Origin of the sequence: Paraburkholderia sp. J76, from assembly GCF_905220295.1 — a bacterium.
Lineage (GTDB): Bacteria > Pseudomonadota > Gammaproteobacteria > Burkholderiales > Burkholderiaceae > Paraburkholderia.
This window is the reverse complement of the sequence record NZ_CAJMZJ010000021.1, coordinates 1-26,047: the sequence shown is the minus strand read 5'-3', so window position 1 is coordinate 26,047 and position 26,047 is coordinate 1. Positions and strand designations below refer to the sequence as shown.

Genomic DNA, 26,047 nt, shown 5'->3' with positions numbered 1-26,047 from the left:
AAGATGAACCCTCAGTACGCCCTCGAAGCCCTGAACTTCTTCATGGCTGATGTGCAGGCGGGCGTCGGGCCGTTTCTCGGCGTCTATCTGCAGGCGCAGGGCTGGCATCCCGACGCCATCGGCACCGTGATGACGCTCGGTGGCATCGCAGGCATGCTCGCAACCTCGCCGGCAGGCGCACTCATCGACGCGACCCGTCACAAGCGCGGCATCATCGTGGCGGCAGGGGTGATGACGACGCTCGCCTCGCTCGTGCTGTGGGTGGCGCATAGCTGGTGGATGGTCGCCGCGGCGCAGACCCTCGCGGCGGTTACGGGCGCAGCGCTCGGCCCGGCAGTGGCCGGTGTGACGCTGGGCATCGTCCATGCACGCGGCTTCGACCGGCAGTTCAGCCGCAACCAGGTGGCCAATCACGCGGGCAATGTCGTGGGCGCGGCGCTGTCGGGCCTGCTCGGCTGGCGTTATGGCTTCGGCGCGGTGTTCGCGCTCGCAGGCTGCTTCGGCGTGCTTACGGTCGTCTCGACGCTGCTGATCCGTGGCGATTCGATCGATCACGACAGCGCACGAGGCGCCGCGGCGGCGTCCGGGCAGGAGCACGAGCAGGCGAGCGGCTTTCGCGTGTTGCTGACCTGCCGCCCGCTGCTGCTGCTCTCCGCCGCGCTCGCGATGTTTCATCTCGGCAACGCCGCGATGCTGCCGCTATATGGCCTCGCGGTCGTCGCCGCGCACAAGGGCAATCCGAGCGCGTTCACCGCGCAGACCATCGTGGTCGCGCAACTGGTGATGGTCGCCGCCGCATGCTTCGCGAACCGGCTGATCCTGCGGCTCGGGTACTGGGGGGTGATTCTGATCACCTTTCTCGCGCTGCCGCTGCGCGGCCTGGTCGCGGCACTCTTCATCACGGCCTGGGGCGTGTGGCCCGTGCAGGCGCTCGATGGCATCGGCGCGGGGCTGCAAAGCGTGGCCGTTCCCGCGCTCGTCGTGCGGCTTCTTCAGGGCACCGGGCGCGTCAACGTCGGGCAGGGCGTGGTGATGACGGTGCAAGGCATCGGCGCGGCGCTGAGTCCTGTGCTGGGCGGCGTGCTCGCCCAGCATCTGGGCTATGCCGCGGCATTCCTCGTGCTGGGCGCGGTGTCGACCGGATCGCTCGCGCTATGGCTGCTGTTCGGCCCCTCCCTGAAGAAGGCTTGCCGCAGTTGCAGCGATCTCGACAACCCGGGCTCTCTCGCGACATGAATCCGATTCTCCTTCCCGGGGGCGAGTGTGATTTCGTGCTCGTTTTCGCGGTGCCAGCATGGACCCGTACACGGAACTCACGCGCGAGCTATTCTTCTCCGAACTGCCGCTCGCGCTGGACGGCGAATGAAGCACACGCATTTCGACGCAACGCGGTCATTTGAAAACAGGAGCCACGAGACATGAGCAACGCCGTGCATCACGCCGAAACCGTTGAAAGCGACGAATTGTTCCATCAGCCGCAGGTCGCGGCGCTGCGTGCGGACCTCGCGCTCGCGCTGCGCGCCGCCGCGCACTTCGGGCTGGGCGAAGGCGTATGCAATCACTTCAGCGTCGCGCTTCCCGGCGAAAAGGGCCTCTTTCTGCTGAACCCGCGCGGCCTGATGTGGAGCGAGGTGACGGCCGACGACATCGTCATTGTCGATGCGCAGGGCCGCGCGATGGCGGGACGCCACGCGGTCGAACCGACGGCGATGTTCATTCACGCGTCCATCCACGCCATTGCGAAGAAATCCTGCGTGCTGCATACCCACATGCCGTATGCCACCGCCCTCACCCTCACCCAGGACTGCGGGCTCGACACGACCCTGTCGCAGAACGCCATGCGCTACCATGGCCGCGTCGCGCTGGACCGCGAATACAACGGGCTTGCGCTTGGCCCGGAGGAAGGCGAGCGCATTGCGCACGCGCTCGACGGCAGAGACATCGGCTTCCTCGGCAATCACGGCGTGGTGGTGTGCGGCGCGCGTATCGACTACGCGTTCGACGACCTCTATTACCTGGAACGCGCCTGCGCCGCGCAGGTGCTCGCGGGTTCGACCGGGCGCGCGTCGCGGCCCGTGGCGGCCGATCTCGCGCAGCGCGTGGCCGATCAGATTCAGGGCGAGCGTTTGCAGTCGGAGCTGTTCTTCGCGGCGCTGCGAAGAACGCTCACATCTGCTTGACGCGCGGGTCGATCGTGCGCAGTCCTACTTTCCCCGCCACACCGCCTTGCGCTTTTCCGCAAATGCCGCTGCGCCCTCCCGCGCATCGGCGGAAGCGAAGACCGGGTCGGTGATCTCGCGCTGGCGCGCGAACATCTCCGCACTGGACCAGTCACGCGACTCGCGCATCACGCGCTTGCTCGCAGCCACCGCGAGCGGCCCGTTCGCCACGATCTTCCGCGCGAGTTCGATGGCACCCGCCAGCGCTTCGCCCGGCGCCGTGAGGCGGTTGACGAGGCCGAACTCGAACGCGCGTTGCGCGCCGAACATGTCGCCGGTAAGCACGAGTTCCATTGCGATGCGCTCCGGCAACTGCTGTTGCAGACGCAACAATCCGCCAGCCGCCGCGCACAGCCCGCGTTTCACTTCGGGTAAGCCGAACTGCGCGTTGTTCGCGGCTACGACGAGGTCGCTCGCCAGCACGACCTCGAAGCCGCCCGCCAGTGCATAGCCTTCCACCGCCGCGATGAGCGGCTTGTGCGGCGGCGCTTGCGTGAGCCCCGCGAAGCCGCGTCCCGGCAGGCTCGGCCGTTCGCCCTTCAGAAACCCTTTGAGGTCCATGCCCGCGCAAAACGTGCCGCCCGCGCCGGTGATGATGGCAAGCCGCAAGTCGTCGCGCTGCTCCAGTTCGTCGAGCGCGGCGGCGATCGCTTCGGCCACCGCCTTCGTACAGGCGTTGCGCGCCTCGGGACGGTTGATCGTGAGAATCTGGATACCGTCGCGATACTCGATCAGCAATTCGTCGCTCATGGTCGGCCTCACTCAGCGCGGCTGCATGCGAATCGCGCCGTCAAGACGGATGGTCTCGCCGTTGAGCATCGGATTCTCGAGAATATGCAGCGCGAGCGCGGCGAATTCGTCGGATTCCCCGAGGCGCGGCGGGAACGGCACCATACGGCCCAGCGATTCGCGAATCTCTTCGGGCAGCCGTGCGAGCAGCGGCGTGTCGAACAGGCCGGGCGCGATCGTGCATACGCGGATGCCCTTGCTCGCCAGATCGCGCGCGGCCACGAGCGTCATGCCCACCACGCCCGCCTTCGACGACGCATACGGCACCTGCCCGATCTGCCCTTCGTACGCCGCGACCGATGCCGTGAGCACGCACGCGCCGCGCTCGCCGCCTGCATCGGGCTCATTGCGCGCCATGGCCGCCGCCGCGAGACGCAGCGCATTGAAGGTGCCGAAGAGGTTCACGCGCACCACGTTTTCGTAGGCTTCGAGCGAGCCCGGCGAGCCGTCCTTCTCGATCAGACGCACCGCGCCGCCGCGGCCCGCGCAATGCACGAGCGAGCGCAGCGTGCCGCGCTTCGTCGCCGCTTCGAATACCGCCGTCATGTCGTCGGCGCTCGTCACGTCGGCGGGCACGAAGCTCGCGTTCGCGCCCAGTTCATCGGCCACGGCCGCGCCGCGCGAGCCGGCGAGGTCCGCGATCACGACCTGCGCGCCTTTCGACAGCAGGCGTTTCGCGCTCGCGAGACCCAGCCCCGATGCGCCACCCGTTACCACCGCCACGGTGCCGGCGAATTTGTTCTGCTCGTTCATGTGTCGTCTCTCCTTCGTTGCTTTTTAAAGGCGTTCGATGAGCGTTGCGTTGGCCATGCCGCCCGCCTCGCACATCGTTTGCAGTCCGTAGCGTCCGCCGCTCATTTCCAGCGCGTTGAGCATCGTGGTCATGAGGCGCGCACCCGAGGCGCCGAGCGGATGCCCCAGCGCTATCGCGCCGCCCGCCGGGTTCAGTCGCGCGGCGTCCGCGCCCAGCGACTTCTGCCACGCGAGCGGCACGGCGGCGAATGCCTCATTCACTTCGAAGTGCGAAATATCGCCGATGGTGAGCCCGCGTTTCTTCAGCAGACGTTGCGTGGCGGGAATCGGCGCGGTCAGCATCATGAGCGGATCGTCGCCGCAAACATCGAACGCCACGATGCGCGCCCGCGGCTTCAACCCCAACTGCGCCGCCTTCTGCTCGCTCATGATGAGCAGCGCCGATGCGCCGTCCGAGATTTGCGAGGCATTGCCCGCCGTCACGTTCCAGCGGATGCCCGGAAAGCGCTCCGCGAGTTCGGCGCTCTCGAACGAGGGCGCGAGGCCCGCGAGCCGCTCGACCGTCGTGCCGGCGCGGATGGTCTCGTCGAGGTCCACGCGGCGCACGCCCTCGGGCCCCGGCACCTCGATCGGCACGATCTCGCGCGCGAACTGGCCTGCTGCGCGCGCAGCATCGGCGCGGGCGTGCGATTGAGCAGAGTAGGCGTCGAGCTCCTCGCGCGTGAGCGCCCATTTCTGCGCCACGAGATCGGCGCTCACCCCCTGCCCCACCATGCCCTGGGGATAGCGCGCATGGTAGAGCGCGCCATACGGATCGCGGCCGATGCGCGACGACCCCATGGGCACGCGGCTCATCGACTCCACGCCGCCGGCCACGACGATGTCGTTCACGCCCGCCATGATCGCCTGCGCCGCGAAATGGATCGCTTGCTGGCTCGAGCCGCACTTGCGCTCGATGGTGGTGGACGGCACGTGCTGCGGGAAGCCCGCCGCGAGCCACGCGAGGCGGCCCGGCGTGGAGGCCTGCTCGCCCACCTGGCTCACGCAGCCGATCATCACGTCGTCGACGCTGCCGGGATCGAGGTCGTTGCGCCCGATCAGTTGCTTGAGGACCTGCGAGAGCAAATCCACGGGATGCAGGTCGACGAAAGCGCCGCCTGTCTTGGTCCGGCCCATCGGGCTGCGCACTGCATCGACGATTACCGCGCTGTTGGTCATGGTTCTCTCAACGGTTGAAGGGTGGTGAAAAATGAATCGCTTGACTCAAAATACACCTCACACCTTGGCGATTTCAATAGTGGTAAACATATTTCGATACCTATGTATCATTTTTATTGATTTCTGAATCATAATCCGCAACACTGTGTGCACAGCTTGAACCTGAGAGACCGAAAAGGAGACACAAATAGGCGGCCATGAGCGGCGCGACATCGCGGAGGCGAAAAAATGAGCCAGCCGTCTTGAAAGGTGGGCGGCCGTTCGGCGCAAAGCTAGAATCCGGGGTTTGCTGCGAGCCGAGCCATAACCGCGCGGCGCGCCACGCCCTAACTCCGACGAAGGACCGCATATGAACGACCAGGCCAACCCCCGCACCGACGACGCCGACTCGCAGCTCGTAAGCGCGCTCGCGCGCGGCATCCGGATCCTGCAGTGCTTTTCCATGGGGGACGCGGAGCTGTCGGCGCGCGATCTGGTCGAGCGTACGGGGCTGCCCAAGCCCACGGCGCTGCGGCTCATCAACACGCTCGCGGAGTTCGGCCTGCTGCGCTACTCGGAGCGCATTTCGAAATATGTGCTCGGCACGGAGATGCTGAGCCTCGCCGCCCCGGCCCTCGGCCGCATGACGATCCGCCAGATCGCGCGGCCGATGATGCAGGAGCTGGCCGACTACTGCCAGGGTCAGGTCACGCTCGCGGTGGGCTATCGCCTGAACATGGCGTACGCCGAGGTGATTCAGGGCGAAGGCAGCGCGGTGTACCGCTCGGAAACGGGCACGCGGCTCTCGCTTTCGCGCACGGCGTCGGGCCGCGCGTACCTGTGGACGGTGCCGGGCGCGCAGCGCGAGCAGTACCTGCAGGAAACGCTGTCGCGCGACCCCGCGAAGGGCGAACTGCTCGCGCAGCGGCTCGCGCAGGCACAACAGGAATTGCGCGCGCACGGCTGCACGATCTCGCACGGCGACATGCAGCGCGAGATCCATTCGGTGGCAATTCCGTTGTCGGCCCCGATCGACGACGAATATTGGGTTTTTAGCTGTTCGATTGCAGTTTTCAACATCAGCGGCAACCAGTTGACCGACGACATCGCCCCCCGGCTGATGTCGCTCGTCAGGCGCGTGGAGGCAGCGCTCGGCAGCATGACTGGGGCCGCGCATGACATGGAGACGAGACCGTGGAGCGTGTCCGCGAACTAGCTGTAGCTGCACCCACGCGGGAAGCCCTGTGCTTCCCCGCACTCAACGAGAGCATCACCTACAGGGAGCTGGACGAACGCGCGGAGCGCATCGCGCACTGGCTTCTCGGCCTCGGCCTGCAACCCGGCGACGGCATCGCGCTGCTGTTCGAGAATCATCCGGCGCTCGCCGTCATCGCCATCGGCGCCGAGCGCGCGGGCCTCTACTACACGCCCATCAGCATCCAGTTGAAAACGCGCGAGGCCGCGCACGTTCTCAAGGACTGCGGCGCGAAGGTGCTGATCGTCTCGCAGGCCATGCACGAACTCGCCGCGACGCTCGTGGCCGAGGGCGCGGCGCAGGACGTTGCCTGCTTCGTGGCGGGCGGTTCCGAAGGGCTGCCCGGTTTCGCCTCGCTCGAAACGGCGCTGGCCGCTGTCGATGCCAGCGCGCCGTTGCCGCCCCTGCCGCGCGGTCGCGACTTCCTCTATTCGTCGGGCACGACCGGCCTGCCCAAAGGCATCCGCAAGCCGCTCGTGCCATTCGGGCAGCGCGATGCCGACGACACCGAAACGGCGGCGTGGCGCAAGACGTTCGGCTTCGACGCAGACTCCGTGTACCTGAGCACCGCGCCGCTCTACCACGCCGCGCCGCTGCGCTACCTCATGCGCCTGCTGCACACGGGCGGACGCGCCATCGTGCTGAACAAGTTCGACGCCGAGGCCGCGCTCGACGCCATCGCACGCTACCGCGTCACGCACAGCCAGTGGGTGCCGACGATGTTCATCCGGCTGCTCAATCTGCCCAAGACCACGCGTGCGCAATACGACGTGAGCAGTTTGCGCGTGGCGATTCACGCCGCTGCCCCCTGCCCGCCGCACGTCAAGGAGCAGATGATCGCGTGGTTCGGCCCGGTGATCTACGAGTATTACGCGGGCTCCGAAAGCGTGGGGCTTACCGCGATCGACTCGCAAGAGTGGCTCGCGCATCGTGGCTCGGTGGGACGCTCGAAATATGGACAGATCCATATCATCGATGATGAGGATCACGAACTTCCTGCGGGCGAGGTTGGCCGCGTGTTTTTCGAAGGCGGTCCTTCGTTCGAGTACCACAACGATCCGGTGAAGACGCGCAGCGTTTACAACCGCCACGGCTGGGCGACCTACGGCGACATCGGCCATGTCGATGCGCAAGGCTACTTGTACCTGAGCGACCGGCGCGTGGATCTCATCATCAGCGGCGGCGTGAACGTGTATCCGCAGGAAATCGAGAACGTGCTCGCCGAACATCCCTCTGTGGCCGATGCGGCCGTGATCGGCGTGCCGCACCCCGAGTTCGGCGAGGCCGTGAAGGCCGTGGTGCAGCCGCGCGAGCGCGACGCCGCCACGCCGCAGCTTGCCGAGGAATTGATCGCGTTCTGCCGCGAGCGCCTTTCGCACATCAAGGTGCCGCGCTCGATCGATTTCGAGGAAGCGCTACCGCGCCACGACAACGGCAAGCTGCTGCGGCGCATTCTCAAGGAACGCTACCGCTAGCTTTCCGCTTGAGTCTGCTTGAATCCGCTTGAGTCCGTTTTGTACGGATAACGAAGCAATAAAAGTACTGGAGACATAAAGCATGCGCACCGTATTCCGCGACGATCACGAAATATTTCGCGAACAGGCGAGGCGATTTATCGAGCGCGAAATCGTGCCGTTTCATCATCAATGGGAAACAGAAGGCATTGTGCCGAAGTCGGTATGGCGGCGCGCGGGCGAGGAAGGCCTGCTTTGCTGCACGATTGCCGAGGAGTACGGCGGCGGTGGCGGCGACTTCGGCCACGCGGCCATCATGATCGAGGAACTGGCGCGCGTGAACGCGAGCGGTGTCGGCTTTCCGCTGCATTCGGACATCGTCGCGCCTTATATCTTCGCGTATGGCACCGAGGAGCAAAAGCGCGAGTGGCTGCCGAAGCTCGCGAGCGGCGAGCATATCGGCGCCATCGCCATGACCGAACCTGGCACCGGCAGCGATCTTAAGTCGGTCCGCACCACGGCGCGCAAGGACGGAGACCACTACGTCATCAACGGCCAGAAGACCTTCATTACGAACGGACAGAACGCGAGCCTCGTGATCGTGGTGTGCAAGACCGCGCCCGAACTGGGCGGCAAGGGCGTTTCGCTCATCGTGGTGGAAGAAGGCACGCCCGGCTTCGGCAAGGGCCGCAAGCTCGACAAGATCGGTCTGCGCGCGCAGGACACGTCCGAGCTGTTCTTCGAGGACGTTCGCGTGCCCGTCACGCAGCGGCTTGGTGAGGAGAACCAGGGGTTCTCGTATCTCATGCGCGAACTGGCGCAGGAGCGGCTCGTGATCGCGGTGCGCGCGGCCGCGTCGATCGAGGGCATGCTCGAGCGCACGATCCGTTATACGCGCGACCGCAAGGTATTCGGCCAGGCCATCTTCGACTTCCAGAACGCGCGCTTCAAGCTCGCGCATGCGCGCGCGAAAGCGGAGATGGTGCGCACCTATGTCGATCACTGCATTGCGCGGCACCTGCGGCGCGAGCTTTCGCCCGTGGACGCCGCCATGGCGAAGCTCAACGCCACCGAACTGCAGAACCAGTTGCTCGACGAATTCCTGCAGTTGCACGGGGGCTACGGCTACATGTCCGAATATGTGGTGGGCACCGCGTGGGTGGATGCGCGCGTCATGCGCATCTACGGCGGCACCGACGAGATCATGAAGGAAATCATCGCGCGCACGCTGTGACGGCGCGTGAATCGACACCACGCGAAGCAGGCAGGTACGCACACATGATCAAGCCTTTGGAAGGCGTTACCGTCGTGGAGTTCGCGGGGCTCGGTCCCGCGCCGTTCTGCGGCATGCTGCTCGCGCAAATGGGCGCGCGCGTGATCTGCATCGGCCGCGAAGGGGCCGCCGCGCCATCGGGACCGCTTGCGCGCGGGCGCGAATGCGTCGCGCTCGATCTCAAGCGCCGCGACGACGTGGCCCGCGCACTCGATCTGATCGCGAGCGCCGATGCGCTGATCGAAGGCTTTCGCCCAGGCGTGATGGAACGGCTAGGGCTTGGCCCCGAAGTCTGCCATGCGCGGCGTGCCTCGCTCGTCTACGGACGCATGACCGGCTGGGGCCAAACGGGGCCGCTCGCGCACACGGCGGGCCACGACATCAACTACATCGCGATCTCGGGGGCGCTGCATGCGGTGGGTCTCGCGGGCGGCGAGCCCGTGGTGCCGCTGAATCTGGTCGGCGACTTCGGCGGCGGTGGCATGCTGCTAGCGTTCGGCGTCGTGGCCGCGATTCTGCGCGCGCGAGCGACGGGAGCGGGCTGCGTGGTCGATGCCGCGATGACCGATGGCGCAGCCATGCTCATGAGCATGATGTACGGCTTCTATGCGGCGGGGCACTGGCAGGACGAGCGCGGCACGAATCTGCTCGACGGCGGCGCGCCGTTCTATCGCACGTATCGTTGCGCGGACAACCGTTATATCGCCGTGGGCTGCATCGAGCCGCAGTTTTATGCGGCATTCATGAAGGGGATTGGCGCGGAAGATCTGCTCGAACTGCCGCAACGCGACCGCGCGCACTGGCCGCGTGTACAGTCGCGCATCGCGCAGGCGATCGCGACGCGCACGCGCGACGAATGGGCCGCCGCGTTCGCGGGCAGCGACGCGTGCGTCACGCCCGTGCTAAGTCTGGCGGAAGCGCCGCTCGATGCGCACAACAGTGCGCGCGGCGCGTTTGCGCAAAGCGGCGGTGCGTGGCAGCCGCAATGTGCGCCGCGTTTCCTGAGCTACGGCTGCGAAGGCAGCTAACGTGGCACGGCCCTATTTTTATCTCTCACCCGGAGAAATTATCAATAGCACGATCGTTCTATTTTAGGTAGTCTCTCAACTTCTTCTCTCAAGATGCGAGACCCTTCCGCCATGTCGCTGATCCTTTCCCGTCGCGATCTGAACTTCCTGCTCTACGAATGGCTCGATGTCGAAAGCCTCACGCGCATCGCGCGTTACGCCGACCACTCGAGAGAGACCTTCGACGCCGCGCTCGACACCTGCGAGAAGATCGCCACGGACCTCTTCGCGCCGCACAACAAGAAAAACGATCAGCACGAACCGCACTTCGACGGCGAAGCGATCACCATCATCCCCGAGGTCAAGACGGCGTTGAAGGCATTCAGCGACGCAGGCTTGATGGCCGCGGGCCAGGACTACGCATACGGCGGCATGCAATTGCCGCTCGTCGTGGAGAAGGCGGGTTTCGCGTGGTTCAAGGGAGCGAACGTGGGCACGAGCGCCTATCCGTTCCTCACCATCGGCAACGCGAACCTGCTGCTCGCGCACGGCAGCGCAAAGCAGATCGACACCTTCGTGCGGCCCGAACTGGAAGGCCGCTATTTCGGCACGATGTGTCTTTCCGAGCCGCAGGCGGGCTCTTCGCTTTCCGATGTCGCCACGCGCGCCGACTTCGAATGCGACTCTCCGGTGGGCGCGCAATATCGTCTGCGCGGCAACAAGATGTGGATCTCGGGCGGCGAGCACGAGCTTTCCGAGAACATCGTGCACCTCGTGCTCGCCAAGATTCCCGGCCCCGACGGCAAACTCATTCCGGGCGTAAAAGGCATTTCGCTATTCGTCGTGCCGAAATTCCTCGTGAACGAAGACGGCACGCGCGGCGAGCGCAACGACGTCGTGCTCGCGGGCCTCAATCACAAGATGGGGTACCGCGGCACGACGAACTGCCTGCTGAATTTCGGCGAAGGCACGAAGTACACGCCGGGCGGCCGGGCAGGCGCGATCGGCTATCTCGTGGGCGAGCCGCATCAGGGCCTCGCGTACATGTTCCATATGATGAACGAGGCCCGCATTGGCGTGGGGCTCGGCGCGACCATGCTCGGTTATACCGGCTATCTGCATGCGCTCGACTACGCGCGCAATCGTCCTCAAGGGCGTCCGCTGGGCGCGGCGGGCAAGGACCCGGCTTCGCCGCAAGTGCGCCTTGTCGAACATGCCGACGTGCGCCGCATGCTGCTTGCGCAAAAGAGCTATGTGGAAGGCGCGCTCGCGCTCAACCTCTGGTGCGCCAAACTCGTGGACGAAGCGAACGCCGCCAGCGGAGCGCAACGCGAATCGCTATCTCTGCTGCTCGACCTGCTCACGCCCATTGCGAAAAGCTGGCCTTCGCAATGGTGTCTCGCCGCCAACGATCTCGCCATTCAGGTACACGGCGGTTATGGCTACACGCGCGAGTACAACGTCGAGCAGTTCTATCGCGACAACCGACTCAATCCGATTCACGAAGGCACGCACGGGATTCAGGGGCTCGACCTGCTCGGCCGCAAGGTCGTTATCAAGGACGGTGCGGCGCTCAAGATCTTTGTGGAGCGTGTGCAGGCGACGCTCGATCGCGCGCATTCGTCCGGCGCCGACGAAGACGGCGCTCACGCGCGCTCGCTCGAAGCGGCGCTGCGTCGGCTCACGGAAGTCACGCGGCAGTTGTGGGCAGCAGGCGACCCGGCGGTGACGCTCGCCAATGCTTCGGTGTACCTGGAAGCGTTCGGCCACGTGGTCATGGCCTGGGTGTGGCTCGAACAGGCGCTCGTGGCATGCGCGGCGCTCGCGACGCGCACGCAGGCAAGCGGCGAGGAGGCGGACTTCTATCGCGGCAAGCTAGCCGCGGCCGCTTATTTCTTTGCGTGGGAACTGCCGAAGACAAACGCGCAGTTCGATCTGCTCGCCTCGCTCGACCGCACGACGCTGGACATGCAAGACGCCTGGTTCTGACCCGACGCTCCTGCGGCAACTGCTTCGAGCGAAAACACAGCGATGCCTCCTCGCGAGGCATCGCTTTCCTTCACCAGCGCGCGAACGTTAGTTGGCCGCCTGCTGCTCGAAGCGCCTGAGCAGTTCGTTGCCGCGCGAACTGGCCGAGTCGAGCGCCTGTTGCGGCGTCTTCGCGCCCGTCCACACCTGTTCGAGTTCTTCGTCGACGACCGTGCGGATCTGCGGCATGTTGCCAAGGCGCAGGCCCTTGGTCCACGGCAGCGGCGGTTTGTTGAGCATCTGTTTCGTGGCGGTGTCGGCGCCGGGGTGCGACGCGTAGAAACCCTGTTGCTGCGTCAGTTCGTAGGCGGCCTTCGTGACCGGCAGATAGCCCGTGTCCTGATGCCACTTCGCGGCCACGGCCGGCGAACTCAGGTAAGCGAGGAACTTCGCCACGCCCTTGTAGACCTCGGGGTTCTTGCCGCCCAGCACCCACAAGCTCGCTCCGCCGATGATGGCGTTCTGCGGCGCGCCCTTCACGCTCGGGTCATACGGCATCATGCCGGTGCCGAACTTGAACTTCGCATATTGCTGGACGTTCGCGAGCGCACCCGACGAGCCCATCATGATCCCGCAGTCGCCGCTGTAGAACTTGGCATTGGCCTCGTCCTTGCGACCGACATAGGTGAACGTGCCCTGCTTGACCATATTTTGCAGGAAGGCGACATGCGCGACCTGCAGCGGCTTGTTGATTTCGAGCTGCGCATCGAGGCCGTCGAAACCGTTGTTGCGCGTCGCGATCGGCGCGCCATGCCACGCGCTGTAGTTCTCGATCTGGATCCAGCCCTGCCAGCCCGTGGTGAAGCCGCAACTCATGCCCGATGCCTTGAGCTTCGCGGCATCCGCCGCGACTTCGGGCCAGGTTTTCGGGGGCGCGTCGGGCAGGCCTGCTTTCTTGAAGGCGTCGCGGTTGTAGTAGAGCACCGGCGTCGAGCTGTTGAACGGCATCGACACGAGATGTCCCGTTTTTGCGTCGCTGTAGTAGCTCGCGATGGTCGGCACGAAGCCCTTTTCGTCGAGCGGCACGCCGGCGGTCTTCATCACGTCGTACACGGGCAGCACGGCTTTCTTCGCGTTCATCATCGTGGCGGTGCCGACTTCGTACACCTGCAGGATGGCAGGCGCGTCCCCGCTGCGATACGCGGCGATGCCGGCGGCGAGCGTCTGGTCGTAGGTGCCCTTGAAGACGGGCACGATCTTGTATTCGCTCTGCGACGCATTGAACTGCTGTGCGATCTCGTTCACGCGCTGGCCGAGTTCGGATTCCATGGCGTGCCAGAACTGGATTTCGGTGGCGGCATGCGCGGCTTGCGCGCCGCCCGCCAGCACCGCAGCGGCAACCAGCGCGCGCAAGCGACCGCGCGAACCTGCGCGTTGTGTCTCGTGCTTTTTCATCTGGGTCTTCTTCCTGTTATTGATCGTTGTCCCGATGCACGCGCGCGATAAAGCGCGGCTCGGGACTTTGGTTCAGGACTTCGATTCTCGACTTCAATACACCGGGCCGTCCGCCGGCGGTCGCTCGTACGAGCGCTCGGCACCCTCGGCCCAAGGCAGGGCAAGGGTAGCACAGCGAATGGGACGCCCGTGTGATGGCTCGTGCGGCGGCGCGTCAATTGCTTGCGGGATCGTGGCAGGAGAAACAGAGCGGGCGCGGCGCGCCCGGTTCCATCCAGGCCGCCCAGGGGTAGTCGGGCTCGCGGATTTTCAGCACGAAGCCGAACGCCTCGTTTTTGCTCGTGGATGCGCAGCCCGAACGCGTATTATGCGCGCCGTCGAACAGTTTAATTAGGTATTCTTATCAATCGGAAAAAGGGGCCACGAAAAAAGCGACACCAGCGCGCGGCGCGCGCGAAACCGCCCGCTGCCATGAACTTCGGCTATAATCGCCTCCCTGTCTTAGGGGAGTAGTCTGCAACGCCAGCTTCGGCGTTGCGCCGCCGTCAACATAATTGGTGCGTCTGCACCGTGGCGTCGGCAGCCGTATTGCAAGGTGCCGCAGTGTATCGCTGCCACTGCGCGGCCTGACGAGACCTATGACGTTTTCCCTTTCACCCGGGCCGGGCGAAGGGAAGCGTCATGGTTTCGGTGCCCGGCTCGCACATAACGGCAAAAATAATGACTCGTCTCGCCCCGCATTCCCCCTGCTTTTGCGCCACGGAGCGTTCGTCATGATCCTGACGTTCGCCTTGCTCATTGCCGCGGCCGGCATCATCTATTTGTCCTGCGAGACTTTCGTTAATAGCATCGAGTGGCTGGGCCACAAGCTCAAGGTCACACAAACCGCCACCGGCACGATCCTCGCCGCTTTCGGCACGGCGCTGCCCGAGAGCGTCGTTACGCTCGTTGCCGTCGCGTTCAGCGGCGATCCCGCGCACAAGGAAATCGGCGTGGGCGCCGCGATTGGCGGCCCGCTCGCGCTCAGCACGATCGCCTATGCCGTAGTGGGCTTCGCGTTGCTTGCGACAGCGAAGCGCGTGGGCCGCGAACGCGCGGCCACCGTCGATGTGAATACGCGCCGCCTGCGCCGGGACCAGCTCTGGTTCCTCGCGATCTTCGTCGCGAAGATCGCGCTCGGGCTCGTGGTGTTCAGCTTCAAACCCCTGCTGGGAATCGCGTTTCTCGCGGCCTATGCGCTCTACTGCTGGAAGGAGCTTTCCGCCGAAGATGGCGGCGAGGTGGAAGGCGATCTCGAGCCGCTAAAGCTGCGCCCGCGCGATGAAAATCCGGCCATGGTGTGGATTGCGCTACAGACGCTGGGCGCGCTCGCCGTGATCTTCGCGGCATCGCACCTGTTCGTGCAGCAGATCGGAGCCGTGGGGCCGTGGCTCGGTCTGAGCCCGCAGTTGAGCGCCGTATTGTTCAGCCCGATCGCAACCGAGCTGCCCGAAATCATGAACGCGATCATCTGGGTGCGTCAGGGCAAGGAGCGGCTGGCGCTGGCGAACATCAGCGGCGCGATGATGATTCAGGCCACCATTCCCACGGCGTTCGGTCTGTTCTTCACGCCATGGCACCTCGGCACGCCTTCGATTCTCGCGGCCGTGACGACCATGGTCGCGATCCTGTTCCTGCAATGGGCGTTTCGCGCGCCGAAGGTGCGCAGCCAGCAACTCACGCACGTCGGCTGGCTTTATGCGGTGTTCGCGGCGCTGCTGTTCGTGGTGTGACGCAAACTCAGGCCGCGGCGGCGGCCTGGGCTGCGCCTGCGTGGTGATGGAGCCAGCGGATCATGTCCGAATGCCTGACCACCCCAACCAGCCGCCGCGCATCGTCCATCACCGGAATGTCGTGGCAGGCTTGCTCGACGAAGATCGGCACCAGGTGCGCGATCGGCGTGGCCCGATGGACCGCGTGCACCCCGGCCGCCATCACGGCTTCCACCGTTTCCTCCATACGCGTCGACTCGCGCCGCAGCGTGCGTTGCAGCGCGCTCCGGATGCGCTCGAGGCCCGCCGACGGCGTCAGGTCGCCGAGCGCGTGATGCGTGACGACGCCAACCACGCGGTCCATCGCGTCGACGACGGGCAGCGTCGAGGCACCGTGGCGGCGGAACATTTCGTGGGCCGCCCGCGCACCCATCGTCGCGGGCACGGCGGGACAGCCGATCGACATGATTTCCTCGCAAGTTAGTTGTTCGAACGATTTCTGCGGGAGTTCCAACGGCTCCAGCAGATGTTGCGAGAGCGCGGCAAGCGGCGAAGCAACGGCCTGCGGCGTGGGACGGAACGCAGCGCGCGGATAGCGGTGCCCGGTCAGCGCGTGGTAGAGAAGCGCGGCGCTCAGCAACGCGACCGACTGGAACGCGACAGGCGCGAGCACGAAGTGAAAACCTGACGCATGAACAGCCGGGCCGCCAAGCACGGCGGTCAGCGCGACCGCGCCTGAAGGCGGATGCACGCAGCGGCACAGGAACATCGCGCAGATCGCGAGCGCCACCGCCACGGACGCCGCCGCGACTGGCGAGGCGATCCATCGCGCGCACGCCACGCCCACGAGTGCGGAAACGAAGTTGCCGCCGAGAATCGACCATGGCTGCGCAAGCGGGCTGTCCGATGCGCCGAAGAGCAGCACCGCGGAGGCCCCCATGGGAGCCACGAGCACCGGAATATCGCCCGTCGCGCCGAACATCAGGTGGGTGGCGAGCCCCGTGAACGCGATGCCGATCAACGCCCCGCCACAACGCCGGCCGCGCTCGCGCCATTGCGGCGCGGCCGGGTTGGGCACGAAACCCGTCAGCCATTCGATGAGTGCGGTGCGGTGCATAGTGGGGCTTGCTGGCAGGCTCGATGGTCGGTATGTCGGCAAGATTACCGACGCGCGCCAAATATCAACAATTGATATTTCTGTGCGTACATATAATTCATTCTGTATGCATGTTTGAGTTTGTGGCATACGATTTTTCCTGCAATTCGGAATCGTTTGGTCTAAAATATCCACATGAAATCCGATACCCGTTCCGGCCCCGGCCGTCCGCGCGAATTCGACGAGCAGGAAGCCGTGCAGAACGCGCTGGAGGTATTTCGCGCCCGCGGCTATGCCGCCACGTCGCTGCCCGATCTGATCGAAGGCACGCAGCTCTCGCGCGGCAGCCTCTACAAAGCGTTCGGCGACAAGCACCAACTCTTTCTCGCCGCGCTCGACTTCTATAGCGAGCGCGGTATTGCGCGGCTCACGCGCAACCTGCGGCACGCTTCGGCGCGCACCGCTCTACGCGAGGCGCTGCGTCATTACGTGCGCCTTTCCGTGGGTCTCGAAGGGCTTGCGGGCTGTCCCGTCACAGCCGCCGCCACCGAATGCCTGCCCTTCGACGCCGAAGTGAAGGCACGCGTTACGCAGATGTTCGCGCGCATGCAGGCGCTGTTCGCCGGCGCGATCCAGCGTGGCCAGGCAGCGGGCGAACTGGCTGCCGACCAGAACGCAAACGATCTCGCGCGCTTCCTGCTCTGCACGATCGAAGGCATGCGCGTGCTGGGCAAAACCGACGCCGGCGAAAAGGCGATCGATGCGATTGCTGAAATCGCGCTGAGTGCCATCCGCTAGTTTTTTTGGCTAATTAGGAACCGATTAGTTCCATATGGAGGCCGTATGACAACCGTTTCTACTGTGGAATTGCCCACCGCGCGCGCGGGCGCACGCACCTGGTGGGCGTTAACCGTGCTGCTAACGGGCACGCTGTTGCCGCCGCTCGACTTCTTCATCGTCAACGTCGCGCTGCCGTCCATGCAGGCCGACCTGCACGCCAGCCCCGCCATCGCGCAACTGGTGATCTCCGCCTATGCGGCGACGTACGCCATCTTTCTCATCACTGGCGGCCGGCTGGGCGACCTGTACGGCAGGCGGCGCATCTTCCTCGCGGGAATTTTGGCGTTCGCGGCCGCTTCGGCGGTCTGCGGGCTCGCCAGTTCGCCCGCTGCGCTGGTGACGGGGCGTATCCTTCAGGGCGCCGCCGCGGCCGTCATGGCGCCTCAGGCGCTCGCGTCGATCCATGCGCTTTTTCCCGTGCATCAGAAGGGGCTCGCGCTCAGCCTGTTCGGCACCGCTTACGGCATCGCCGCCGTGGCCGGCCAGGCGCTCGGCGGCGTGCTCGTTTCGGCCAACGCTTTTGGGCTTGGCTGGCGCAGCATTTTTCTCATCAACCTGCCTGTGGTGATCGTGGCCGCGCCCGCGGCGTACTGGCTCGTGCGTGAAAGCCGCTCGGAGCACCCCGCGAAGCTCGATCCCGGCGGCATGGTCTTGCTCGCCCTGGCGCTCGCCGCGCTCGTGGTCCCGCTGATCGAAGGCCGCGAGCGCGGCTGGCCGGTCTGGACGTGGGCGCTGCTCATTGGCGCCGCGCCGCTGTTCGCGCTCTTCTGGCGCTATGAGGCACGCGTGGCGAACGCCGGGCGCGATGCGCTCGTGCCGCCGATCATCTTCGCGGCGCCTGGGCTCGTGCGCGGGCTCGTTGCCACGCTCTTCTTTTATTCGCTCGCACCGTTCTTCATGATGTTTGCCATTTACGTGCAGCGTACGCTCGGGCTCGCCCCGCTCGAAGTGGGATTGCGCATTCTGCCCCTGGGCGTGGGCTTTCTGATCGGACCGCTGCTCAATCCGCTAATCGTGCGCCGGTTCGGGCATCGCGCGGCGGCGGCGGGCATGGTCATCGAAGGTTGCGGATTACTTTGGACTGCGATGCTTATTCACGCGGCTTCGCTCCACGCGCTGAACGCGCCGCTCTTTCTGATCGGCTTCGGTCAGGGCGTGGCGTTGCCCGCGCTCGTCAGGCGCAATGTCGAATGTGTCGACCGACGCTGGTCGGGTCTCGCCGCGGGGCTCGTCAGCTCGGTGTTGCAGGTGAGCGCGGCGCTCGCCGTAGCCCTGCTCGGCGGCTTGTTTTTCGCGCTTGCCGGGCCGCAATCGAGCGGCGCGCAGGTCGCTCGCGCGTTTGCAACGACCGTTGCGATAATCGGCCTTCTGCTTTTCATTGCCGCGTTTCTCGCCGGTGGACGCAATCATCTCGCGCTGCAATTGCGCAAAGAGGTCACGGAGTAAGTGCTAGCGCCGCGTGCTGCATGAAACAATGGCCATCTTTCGGGCCTCTTGATTAACACATTGCGCACGCGATACCGCCATGAGGGGAAATCTGAGCAGTTTCAACCTCGCCGGATTCGCGCGCCACCGTATGCTACGCATTCCTGACGAAATCGGCGAGCACGACCTCACGCCGATCAACATTTCTTCATGGTGCTGCATCGATCTCACCTTCGAAGGAATAGTCACATGAAGGCTCTCATGATCATCGCGGCGCTCGCCGGCTTCGTTGCCACCACGTCCGCTTTTGCACAAACCTCGGCGCCGACGGATGGGTACCGCCTTATGGGCAAGCCATGCATGAAAAGACGCGTGCCGAGGCCTACCACGAAGTGGTTCAGGCTGAACAGGACGGTCAGCTTGCGTATCCGAACTCCACGCTGTACGCACACTGAGCACGACAGGGGGGCTTTTCAAGCGCTGGAGTAACGGCACGCACCCAGCGTGCCGTTTCCTTTTCGACGTTAACAAACCCATGCGTCCGGCTCCGGATAGGTAACCGGTTCCCACAAACGGTTACCTCGGTGCAAGGCATCCATTGAACGCGGGCAACGTGAGCTGATAGTTGTAGCGGCTGATGGTTTCGATGCGCACTTCGATGCCTTGACGCGCGAGCTTGCGACGCAGCCGCGAAACGACGACGTTGACCGTCGAAGCGTCGATGTCGTCCTTCTCGGGCCGCGCGTAACGGATCGTCTGTTCGCGCGGTACGGGTACATTGGTCTGACGCAGCAAACGTTCGACGAGAAAATACTCGCGGGGCGCGCCCTCCTCGATCTCACGCGTACCCGCGTCGAGTTGTGCGCGCTCCGGACGGGTTGTGCGCCGGTGGCGGCCCGCGCAGGCTATGCATCATGCACGTCGCCACGGTGCGCAAAAGCGCGTGCATGCGCTCGTGCATTTCGATGAACGAAAACGGACAGCGAAAGCAAGCATCGGCACCCGCGCACAGCACCTTCGAGCGCTCGCTCGTGCGCGTTTCGATGCCTGAGCATGGCGATGATCGTCGCGCCGGTGGTGGCCGTCGCAGGTCCGGGAAGAATGCCGTGCAGCGCGGAGAGTAATGTGCCGTCGAGCGCGATGACGGAGGCCGCCGCCGAACAATGCCTTTAGTAGTTCGTCGCGCACGTGGCGCACATCGGAATTTGACGCAACAGGAATGTCACAGCTACCCGTTCGTCAAGCAGACTCGCGAGGTCACCCATGCGGACGTGATACGGGGACTTAAGGAGCGACGAGCCGCACGCTGACGATGACAACTACGCCGCCGATATCGAAGCCGCCCAGCAACGTCTCGCCGATGTGTATCGCCGCGATCGCCTGCCGCAGCACGCCGCCGCCGAGGTGGACCTTTCCCGCGATTTCGGAGTGACAGCAGAAGCTGCGCGCATGGAAGGTCACCGAGATGTTTTGTGCAGTGCACCTTGGCTGGATACCGCGGAGCTTTATCTGGTCCGCTGGGTATCGGCCGATTGGGACCGATGCTCGTTCCCATATCCGGTGACCTGAACGGGGTAACCAGACATGGGAGGGGCGCTGTTCAAGCATAGGGATTTCACGTGCGCGCTTTTTGGGAACTGAACTACGCTTCGGCCAGGGGCCGGCCGGAAGGCCTTCGCTGTTCCTACACGGACGTCTTGGACCGCCAGTCAATCCAATCCCATATGCAGTTACCTTGAGCGAAGAAGTGACACCATAGACGGATACCATAAGATATATTATCTTTTTAAATCATAAACTTAACGACATATTTGAATGTTAAGCGTGAGGAAAATGCGCCTTAGGTAGTGATTTATGGTGTCGACCCCGCGTCACTAGACCCGCTAGGTAACCAGGAATGGGGTTGCGGAGGTTGGTGACCACTTACATGCGTTAAGGTCCCCGGTTTTGGGAGACGTCTTTCTCATCGAACGCGTGTTTCAGTGTTTACCTTTTACGCTTTAACAACTTTAGTAAACCTTTAGCCGCCGCAAACCCTTATCAGGCAAGGCTTTGCGGCCGATTTGGTGGCGCGTTATGGGATTTGCGGTCCCGGGTATGGGAGTTTCGGGTTGTGGATATGGGACTTCGGTAGCCGGGCATGGGGTTTACGGGTTGTGGATATGGGAAGAAGGTCGCCCACTATGGGAAAAGGAGCAAATTTGGCTGTAGGTCGCTGTTTATGGGAGCCTGGGAAGGTCTCCAGTTATGGGACGGTTTGCCGTGCGCGAGGGCGTTCTTGAGCGCTTTTCGCATGGACTCAGGTAACCGTTTTTGGGAGCTTGCTTGGGTAACCGGATATGGTGGCTTTTCGAAGAAGAAGATGTGGGCGGTCCGGGGGGCGAATCGCCCCCTCCGCGTGCATCCTTCCATGGGCCAGCATGGCCCAACGAAGGTAACAAGCTATGGGATCTCCTTTGGGTTGCCCGTTATGGGAGCAAAAGATAGATGCGCCGATCTAGCAAGGCGGATTTTGCGTCAGCCTGGGTAGCCAGTTATGGGAGTCGCTTAAGGTCACCGTTTATGGGCGCCTTGGGCGCACAAACGCTTGGCAGAAGGACACGCAGCCATCCTTGGGCGCGCCAAGCGAAAAGTCCCATGGACGGCTACCTTTTAGGGCTAGTTATTTGGAGTGAGTACTCACATTCAGCTGAAAGGTCGCCGTCTATGGGACGTTCCTCCGGACTTCCGGAGCCGAAGGTCACAGGTTATGGGTCTTTACGCGGAATCTATTCCCGGTGTCCGAAGAGGTTTCGCGATGGCCGGTAAGTTGAAAAATCTCTGACTGTCAATGCTTTACGCCCTCGGGTGTCGTGCTGCGCCACGATTGCGTTCGCGGCCTTGAGTCACCTGTTCGCTTGGTATACAGTTACCAACCGACCAGGTTCCCTTTCAACGTGGGTCATATGGCAAGAAAAAAGGCCGAAGCCGGCGACGCCGACAAACAAGGTGCACTCGTATTCCAGCAAGGCCAGCCGCCTGATCTGTTCCGCAAGGCCGTCCCGGCGATCCATATCGCACCGAAGTCCGGGTCGATCAGCTTGCAGCAGCGCAAGATGTTCAGCTCGCTGATCAAGAACGCCATTCGCCAGGATTCCCTTGATCGCGGCCGCTCATCGTTCGAAATCACGATTTCCGCCCTCTCCCAGGACGTTGATCTGAACAGCAACAACACCGAGTACGTCAAGGAAACGATCAATTCGCTTATCAGCACGGTCGTCAACTGGGACTACCTCACGCAGGACAAGCGCAGCATCTGGAAGGCGTCCGGTTTGCTTGCCGGCGCGGAACTCGAGCGATCGGTATTGCGCTATACCTTTTCCGAGCAGATTCGCGGCGAACTGCTCAATCCTGAAATATACGCGATGATCGACATGCGCATCACGCGTCAGTTCAGGAAGGCGCATTCGCTCGCGCTGTGGGAGAACGTCGTCCGCTACGAGGCCGTGGGTGTGACGGCGCGCTTTCCGCTCGCGACGCTGCGCGACCTGATCCTTGGGCAAGATACTTCGGCGCAATCGTACAAGCTCTACAAGCAGTTCAAGAGCCGCGTGCTGGTGCCCTGCATCAAGGAAGTGAACGAGATTTCGGATCACATGTTCGAGCTTATCGAGCACAAGGTGGGACGCTCGGTTGTCGCGCTGCAGTTCCGTGTTACCCGCAAACCGGAGACCGACCCATCCCAGGAACTGCGGGCAAACGAGACGCTGCTGATCGGGGAGATGTCGAAGTTCAGCATTCCGGTTTCCGAAGCGCGGCGCCTGCTCAAGCAGTACGGCGAAGAGAAGATTCGTACCGCTGTGGCGTATACGGCGGCGCGCGTGGCGCAGAAAAACGCAGCGCCACTGGCGAACGTTGCGGCGTACTTCCGCAAGGCGTTGACGGAAGGCTACGAGTTGCCCGGAGCAAATGCTGCCGCGCCCGCTGCCGACGCGAGCCGTGCGCGCGAAAGCCAGGATCAGGTGAAGGACCGCTATATCGCCGCGAAGATCAACGAGGCGCGCGCCTACTTCAACGAACTCGAGTACGACGACCAGACCGCGCTGATCAAGCGCTACAACGAGACGGTCGGCATGGACAAGCTCAAGGTGTCGACAACGAAGGTGCCGAGCAAGATGGCATCGACGAACTTCTTCCGGTGGGTGGTACTGGACACTTGGGGGCAGCCGACTGCTGCTGACCTGCTCGAATTCTTGTTGAGTGGACAACAGGCACCAGCAGGCGCCGAAGGTGTACAGGCTGGGGATATCGAGCTTGCGTTGAAAGCGCGGGACGAGTGAGGTGACAGAAGGACAGGAAGATGGCGGCTCCGGCCGCCATTTTTTTGGGTGATTCTCCGTGTGCAGATAGGGTCGCGAACAAGAAAATTTGGATAAATATAGCGACCTAAAAATTGTAGCTAAATATAAATCTGATGCCCCTGCCCTGAAAGATGATCTCGCGTTTTCCCGGCTGCTCCATTCCGAGTGCGTGAATGCCTCACAGTCATTTATGTGCCCCATCCCGGGGACTCTAGGTGCCGATGCGACTTCGGTAGGTTGTCGTCTATCGTTGATCTCCACGTGGAGAGTCCATTCTTTGGTGCGGACAATGTGTGTGCCGATCTACTGCAGACTCATAACAGGATACTGCTCGCTACGATGGCTTCGTTGATACGTCCATCTTATAAGCGCTCTTAATGCCCATCGCTGATTCTCCACGTGGAGAATCAATGGTTTCACGTCGCGGCCGAATCGCGTATCCGCCGATTCACCGCCTCCACTAGCTGCTCCGCATCGAGCCGGGCGGAATCTCCACGTGGAGATTCAGCGCTGGGCCGAGATTCCCATCGACGAACGGGTCATGCTACCCACTTCGCGTACCTTATTCCTCTCCCTCCGGTACGCGAGCCCACCGACAATCCTGCGCAGCGTCGCGTGACATCGTCAATGTCCAGTGTTCAATCTCCACGTGGAGATCACCGTCGCCGCGATGAAACATCCCAATTCCTCCAATTCAACCGCCATTCAACGCAACTCATTGCTCCCACTCCCTTATCCGTTTAGCCATTTGGTTGTGAACCGGCAACGTCTGAGGCAGAAATCCTAGAATTTACTTTAAGTTGCCGTTAGACTCCGGAATGACTTGCTGGAGTCTCCACGTGGAGAGTGTGCCGGGAGGCTCGTCCGCTGTTGAACAATTGCATGGAGAAACGAATGGGTCTCGTGATAGCCGTAGCGAACCAGAAAGGTGGGGTTGGCAAAACTACCACCAGCATGAATCTGGCCGGGGCATTTCAGGCTGAGGGTTATAAGGTCTATGTTGCAGATGCCGACGGTCAGCAATCTTGCATGAGTTGGTGTGCGGCGGCTGGTCCCGAAACACCTCTGCCGTTCCGTGTGGGCAGCATCCATAAGCTGGAGAAGATGATTGGGCCTGAAATCGCCGCGCTGGCGAACGACTACGACGTCGTCATCGTCGACTGTCCGCCCAATATCAACGACCTCACTACCGCACGCGTGCTTGCGGTCGCTGACGCGACGGTCATCCCGACAGATGCTTCGCCGATCGACATCTGGAGTAGCGAAGGAATGATGGAGTTGGTCGAGCGTACCCGTGTCGCCAATCCCGCTGGAAAGTTCGCAATTTTGTTGAATAAATCTAATTCGAAGACATTGCTGCACACGCAGATGAGCGCCATCCTTGCCGAAAGCAATGTCCGGGTGTTCGCTGCAACCATCAAGCAGCGGGAACTCTATCGACAGACGGCAGCGCTTGGTCGCACCGTCTACGACGTGCGCGGTGTGCGCGGAACGAAGGTCGCGAAGGACGAGATTAGCGCCGTCTACAACGAGATCATTGCGCTTGTTCAGGAAGAAGAGGAGGTCGTCGATGGCCGCTAAGCTGAATTTCACCAGCAAGGTGCGCGCAGGTATGGCCGCCGAGCGCGTTTCGGCTGGCGAGCGTCTCGCCGAAGCCGATGTCGTCAATATCGCGCAACGCGATGCTGGCGCACCGAGCGCCCCACCCGATGTCGCCGACACGCCGGCCCCACGGCCTTCCGAAATCTCCGAGGCACCGCTTTCGCTGCACGCCGTTCGAAAGATTCCGGTCGAAGCCGTCGTCTCCAATCCGTACAACCCGCGCGCGTTCTACAGCGCCGAGACGATTGACGAGCTGGCAGAGAGCTTCGCGACGCAAGGGCAGATTACGCCGATCCTGGTCACGAAACTCGCGGCGTTTCCCGGCCAGTATGTGATCGTCGACGGCGAGCGGCGTATTCGCGCTGCGCGTTCGCGCGGCGACAAGTTCATCGACGCTGATGTCCGCGAAGGCCTCGACAACCAGAATCTGTATCTGCGCGCCTATCACGCCAACAAGGAACGCGAGGAGCAGACCGTATTCGACGACGCGCTTGCATGGAAGAAACTGCTCGATGACCGCGTGTACGTCGACCAGGTCGAACTTGGCGTGGCCGTAGGCGAAGATCCGAAGCACATCAGCAAGGTGATTGCGCTCACGTCGCTGCCGCCTTATCTGCTGCAGCGAATGGCTCAGAATCGCAAGGATGTCGGACTTGGACACGCGTACAACATCAAGCTGATCTTCGACCGCGCGGGCGCCACAGTCGCCGAGCATTGGCTTCAGCAGGTGATCGAAGGGAAGGCGAGTGTGCGCAAGCTCGAGGCGGCGGCATCGGCTGAAGCGGGTGCGCGCAGCGTGGGACCGCGCCGCACGCATTACCAGTCGCGCGTCCAGTTCAATCGACGGGATGGCGTCGCGTTGGGCGAACTGAAACTGTTCGGCGACGGGCGGGCGGAGCTGAGTCTGAAGGGCATCGCCCCCGCTGATCAGCAGCGCCTGGCCGAACGTGTGAAGGCCGCCATCGAGCAGTGGGCGTCGGAAATGGATCCGTCTGAAGCGACCTGACGGTCGCGAATGCGGCTGAATGGCGTGCAGGGAAGGGCGTCAAAGACGCCCTTTTTCATTGGCTAACCGTCGTCCTCCCGCAATCGAAAGAAGCGACCGGGGTCGAATCCGTGAAACAGACGTGAAGACATCGAGATTCAGATATAGCCGTTTATAAACAATGAGTTATGACGTATTTTCTAGAATGTTTCACGGAGTATCGCCTGCGGAGTGGGGCTCAAACACATTTTTTACGCACCTAACGGCAAAGAAAGTCATCTACCTCAAGAAACGTAACAAATAGAACGTAATTTGTAGTCCATCAAAAGGCAGAAGCTTGTGCGCAATTGACAACCTTCGTCCTCCAGGTCATTCTCACAGACATGAACTGCCGCCTTGTCACGATTGCGCTGATTATTCGCACCATTCAACGAATGGTGGGTTAGCGCACGTCTCGCAGCAGTGACAACAACCCGCCCCAAGAGGCGGGTTTTTTGTTGCCGCCTCCTGGTTAAAACGAAAGTGAATACAGGAGCCGTCATGCAGGTGTACCAAAGTCGTCCCGCCACCCAAACAACCGGAGCCGCTCGAGCCTCGGGTAGCCCGCAGTCCCGCGGCGACGAAAACGACTACCTCCG

General features: G+C 63.1%; 20 protein-coding genes. 13 read left to right on the top strand and 7 right to left on the bottom strand.

Annotation, left to right across the window (positions count from 1 at the left end):
* Positions 1 to 3 precede the first annotated feature (3 nt).
* A complete protein-coding gene (locus U5768_RS29530) occupies positions 4 to 1,236 on the top strand; it encodes an MFS transporter (protein WP_322033858.1) in 1,233 nt (410 codons plus the stop codon).
* Positions 1,237 to 1,418: 182 nt separating this feature from the next.
* Positions 1,419 to 2,180, top strand: coding sequence for an aldolase (locus U5768_RS29525; protein WP_322033857.1), 762 nt, complete (start codon positions 1,419 to 1,421; stop codon positions 2,178 to 2,180).
* Between the two features lie 24 nt (positions 2,181 to 2,204).
* Here the strand turns inward: U5768_RS29525 and U5768_RS29520 are convergent, their stop codons facing one another.
* Genes U5768_RS29520 through U5768_RS29510 form a run of 3 tightly spaced genes read right to left on the bottom strand, consistent with a single transcriptional unit; the run spans position 2,205 to position 4,979 of the window.
* Complete coding sequence (locus tag U5768_RS29520; RefSeq protein WP_322033856.1) at positions 2,205 to 2,969, bottom strand: crotonase/enoyl-CoA hydratase family protein; 765 nt, start codon at positions 2,967 to 2,969, stop codon at positions 2,205 to 2,207.
* A 12-nt stretch (positions 2,970 to 2,981) separates the two neighbouring features.
* The gene (locus U5768_RS29515; RefSeq protein WP_322033855.1) at positions 2,982 to 3,761 is read right to left on the bottom strand and encodes an SDR family NAD(P)-dependent oxidoreductase; all 780 of its coding nucleotides are present in this window, start codon (positions 3,759 to 3,761) and stop codon (positions 2,982 to 2,984) included.
* A gap of 24 nt (positions 3,762 to 3,785) precedes the next feature.
* Positions 3,786 to 4,979, bottom strand: a complete 1,194-nt coding sequence (locus tag U5768_RS29510; RefSeq protein ID WP_322033854.1) for a thiolase family protein — start codon at positions 4,977 to 4,979, stop codon at positions 3,786 to 3,788.
* 349 nt (positions 4,980 to 5,328) lie between these two features.
* On the opposite strand from U5768_RS29510, the gene U5768_RS29505 reads away from it, so the two are divergent.
* The 5 genes from U5768_RS29505 (at position 5,329) to U5768_RS29485 (ending at position 11,936) form a co-directional block, all read left to right on the top strand.
* The gene (locus tag U5768_RS29505) at positions 5,329 to 6,174 is read left to right on the top strand and encodes an IclR family transcriptional regulator (RefSeq protein ID WP_322033853.1); all 846 of its coding nucleotides are present in this window, start codon (positions 5,329 to 5,331) and stop codon (positions 6,172 to 6,174) included.
* The gene (locus tag U5768_RS29500) at positions 6,153 to 7,688 is read left to right on the top strand and encodes an acyl-CoA synthetase (protein WP_322033852.1); all 1,536 of its coding nucleotides are present in this window, start codon (positions 6,153 to 6,155) and stop codon (positions 7,686 to 7,688) included. The genes U5768_RS29505 and U5768_RS29500 overlap by 22 nt, the downstream gene beginning before the upstream one ends.
* An 82-nt stretch (positions 7,689 to 7,770) precedes the next feature.
* Positions 7,771 to 8,901, top strand: coding sequence for an acyl-CoA dehydrogenase family protein (locus U5768_RS29495; protein ID WP_322033851.1), 1,131 nt, complete (start codon positions 7,771 to 7,773; stop codon positions 8,899 to 8,901).
* Between the two features lie 44 nt (positions 8,902 to 8,945).
* Positions 8,946 to 9,968, top strand: a complete 1,023-nt coding sequence (locus U5768_RS29490) for a CaiB/BaiF CoA-transferase family protein (protein ID WP_322033850.1) — start codon at positions 8,946 to 8,948, stop codon at positions 9,966 to 9,968.
* 111 nt (positions 9,969 to 10,079) lie between these two features.
* The gene (locus tag U5768_RS29485; RefSeq protein WP_322033849.1) at positions 10,080 to 11,936 is read left to right on the top strand and encodes an acyl-CoA dehydrogenase; all 1,857 of its coding nucleotides are present in this window, start codon (positions 10,080 to 10,082) and stop codon (positions 11,934 to 11,936) included.
* 87 nt (positions 11,937 to 12,023) lie between these two features.
* On the opposite strand, the gene ugpB is transcribed toward U5768_RS29485, so the two are convergent.
* Positions 12,024 to 13,370: a sn-glycerol-3-phosphate ABC transporter substrate-binding protein UgpB gene (gene ugpB, locus U5768_RS29480; RefSeq protein ID WP_322033848.1), complete on the bottom strand. Its 1,347-nt coding sequence runs from the start codon at positions 13,368 to 13,370 to the stop codon at positions 12,024 to 12,026.
* Between the two features lie 773 nt (positions 13,371 to 14,143).
* Here ugpB and U5768_RS29475 point away from each other — a divergent pair.
* The gene (locus U5768_RS29475) at positions 14,144 to 15,142 is read left to right on the top strand and encodes a sodium:calcium antiporter (RefSeq protein ID WP_322033847.1); all 999 of its coding nucleotides are present in this window, start codon (positions 14,144 to 14,146) and stop codon (positions 15,140 to 15,142) included.
* 7 nt (positions 15,143 to 15,149) lie between these two features.
* Here U5768_RS29475 and U5768_RS29470 read toward each other — a convergent pair whose 3' ends face one another.
* Complete coding sequence (locus tag U5768_RS29470) at positions 15,150 to 16,238, bottom strand: HPP family protein (RefSeq protein WP_322033846.1); 1,089 nt, start codon at positions 16,236 to 16,238, stop codon at positions 15,150 to 15,152.
* A gap of 174 nt (positions 16,239 to 16,412) precedes the next feature.
* Here U5768_RS29470 and U5768_RS29465 point away from each other — a divergent pair, with 174 nt between their 5' ends.
* Positions 16,413 to 17,015 carry a TetR/AcrR family transcriptional regulator gene (locus tag U5768_RS29465; protein WP_322033845.1) on the top strand — a complete coding sequence of 201 codons (603 nt, stop codon included), beginning with the start codon at positions 16,413 to 16,415 and terminating at the stop codon, positions 17,013 to 17,015.
* Positions 17,016 to 17,060: 45 nt separating this feature from the next.
* The gene (locus U5768_RS29460; RefSeq protein ID WP_322033844.1) at positions 17,061 to 18,503 is read left to right on the top strand and encodes an MFS transporter; all 1,443 of its coding nucleotides are present in this window, start codon (positions 17,061 to 17,063) and stop codon (positions 18,501 to 18,503) included.
* A 555-nt stretch (positions 18,504 to 19,058) separates the two neighbouring features.
* On the opposite strand, the gene U5768_RS29455 is transcribed toward U5768_RS29460, so the two are convergent.
* Both U5768_RS29455 and U5768_RS29450 read right to left on the bottom strand, forming a co-directional pair.
* Positions 19,059 to 19,319: a helix-turn-helix domain-containing protein gene (locus tag U5768_RS29455; RefSeq protein WP_322033911.1), complete on the bottom strand. Its 261-nt coding sequence runs from the start codon at positions 19,317 to 19,319 to the stop codon at positions 19,059 to 19,061.
* Positions 19,320 to 19,766: 447 nt separating this feature from the next.
* The gene (locus U5768_RS29450; protein ID WP_322033843.1) at positions 19,767 to 19,943 is read right to left on the bottom strand and encodes a hypothetical protein; all 177 of its coding nucleotides are present in this window, start codon (positions 19,941 to 19,943) and stop codon (positions 19,767 to 19,769) included.
* A 1,484-nt stretch (positions 19,944 to 21,427) separates the two neighbouring features.
* On the opposite strand from U5768_RS29450, the gene U5768_RS29445 reads away from it, so the two are divergent.
* The 3 genes from U5768_RS29445 to U5768_RS29435 all read left to right on the top strand — a co-directional run bounded on the left by U5768_RS29445 (position 21,428) and on the right by U5768_RS29435 (position 25,430).
* Positions 21,428 to 22,801, top strand: a complete 1,374-nt coding sequence (locus tag U5768_RS29445) for a replication initiation protein (RefSeq protein ID WP_322033910.1) — start codon at positions 21,428 to 21,430, stop codon at positions 22,799 to 22,801.
* Between the two features lie 915 nt (positions 22,802 to 23,716).
* Complete coding sequence (gene parA, locus U5768_RS29440) at positions 23,717 to 24,403, top strand: ParA family partition ATPase (protein WP_322033842.1); 687 nt, start codon at positions 23,717 to 23,719, stop codon at positions 24,401 to 24,403.
* Positions 24,393 to 25,430: a ParB/RepB/Spo0J family partition protein gene (locus U5768_RS29435; RefSeq protein ID WP_322033841.1), complete on the top strand. Its 1,038-nt coding sequence runs from the start codon at positions 24,393 to 24,395 to the stop codon at positions 25,428 to 25,430. Before parA ends, U5768_RS29435 begins: the two co-directional genes overlap by 11 nt.
* Positions 25,431 to 26,047: the final 617 nt, after the last annotated feature.

What these genes read in the sequence shown, in the direction of transcription:
- U5768_RS29515 (WP_322033855.1), bottom strand. Translation starts at nt 3,761, where the DNA reads ATGAACGAGCAGAACAAATTCGCCGGCACCGTGGCGGTGGTAACGGGT.
- U5768_RS29460 (WP_322033844.1), top strand. Translation starts at nt 17,061, where the DNA reads ATGACAACCGTTTCTACTGTGGAATTGCCCACCGCGCGCGCGGGCGCA.
- U5768_RS29525 (WP_322033857.1), top strand. Translation starts at nt 1,419, where the DNA reads ATGAGCAACGCCGTGCATCACGCCGAAACCGTTGAAAGCGACGAATTG.
- U5768_RS29475 (WP_322033847.1), top strand. Translation starts at nt 14,144, where the DNA reads ATGATCCTGACGTTCGCCTTGCTCATTGCCGCGGCCGGCATCATCTAT.
- U5768_RS29470 (WP_322033846.1), bottom strand. Translation starts at nt 16,238, where the DNA reads ATGCACCGCACCGCACTCATCGAATGGCTGACGGGTTTCGTGCCCAAC.
- U5768_RS29510 (WP_322033854.1), bottom strand. Translation starts at nt 4,979, where the DNA reads ATGACCAACAGCGCGGTAATCGTCGATGCAGTGCGCAGCCCGATGGGC.
- U5768_RS29485 (WP_322033849.1), top strand. Translation starts at nt 10,080, where the DNA reads ATGTCGCTGATCCTTTCCCGTCGCGATCTGAACTTCCTGCTCTACGAA.
- U5768_RS29435 (WP_322033841.1), top strand. Translation starts at nt 24,393, where the DNA reads ATGGCCGCTAAGCTGAATTTCACCAGCAAGGTGCGCGCAGGTATGGCC.
- U5768_RS29465 (WP_322033845.1), top strand. Translation starts at nt 16,413, where the DNA reads ATGAAATCCGATACCCGTTCCGGCCCCGGCCGTCCGCGCGAATTCGAC.
- U5768_RS29530 (WP_322033858.1), top strand. Translation starts at nt 4, where the DNA reads ATGAACCCTCAGTACGCCCTCGAAGCCCTGAACTTCTTCATGGCTGAT.
- parA (WP_322033842.1), top strand. Translation starts at nt 23,717, where the DNA reads ATGGGTCTCGTGATAGCCGTAGCGAACCAGAAAGGTGGGGTTGGCAAA.
- U5768_RS29445 (WP_322033910.1), top strand. Translation starts at nt 21,428, where the DNA reads ATGGCAAGAAAAAAGGCCGAAGCCGGCGACGCCGACAAACAAGGTGCA.
- U5768_RS29490 (WP_322033850.1), top strand. Translation starts at nt 8,946, where the DNA reads ATGATCAAGCCTTTGGAAGGCGTTACCGTCGTGGAGTTCGCGGGGCTC.
- U5768_RS29505 (WP_322033853.1), top strand. Translation starts at nt 5,329, where the DNA reads ATGAACGACCAGGCCAACCCCCGCACCGACGACGCCGACTCGCAGCTC.
- ugpB (WP_322033848.1), bottom strand. Translation starts at nt 13,370, where the DNA reads ATGAAAAAGCACGAGACACAACGCGCAGGTTCGCGCGGTCGCTTGCGC.
- U5768_RS29520 (WP_322033856.1), bottom strand. Translation starts at nt 2,969, where the DNA reads ATGAGCGACGAATTGCTGATCGAGTATCGCGACGGTATCCAGATTCTC.
- U5768_RS29495 (WP_322033851.1), top strand. Translation starts at nt 7,771, where the DNA reads ATGCGCACCGTATTCCGCGACGATCACGAAATATTTCGCGAACAGGCG.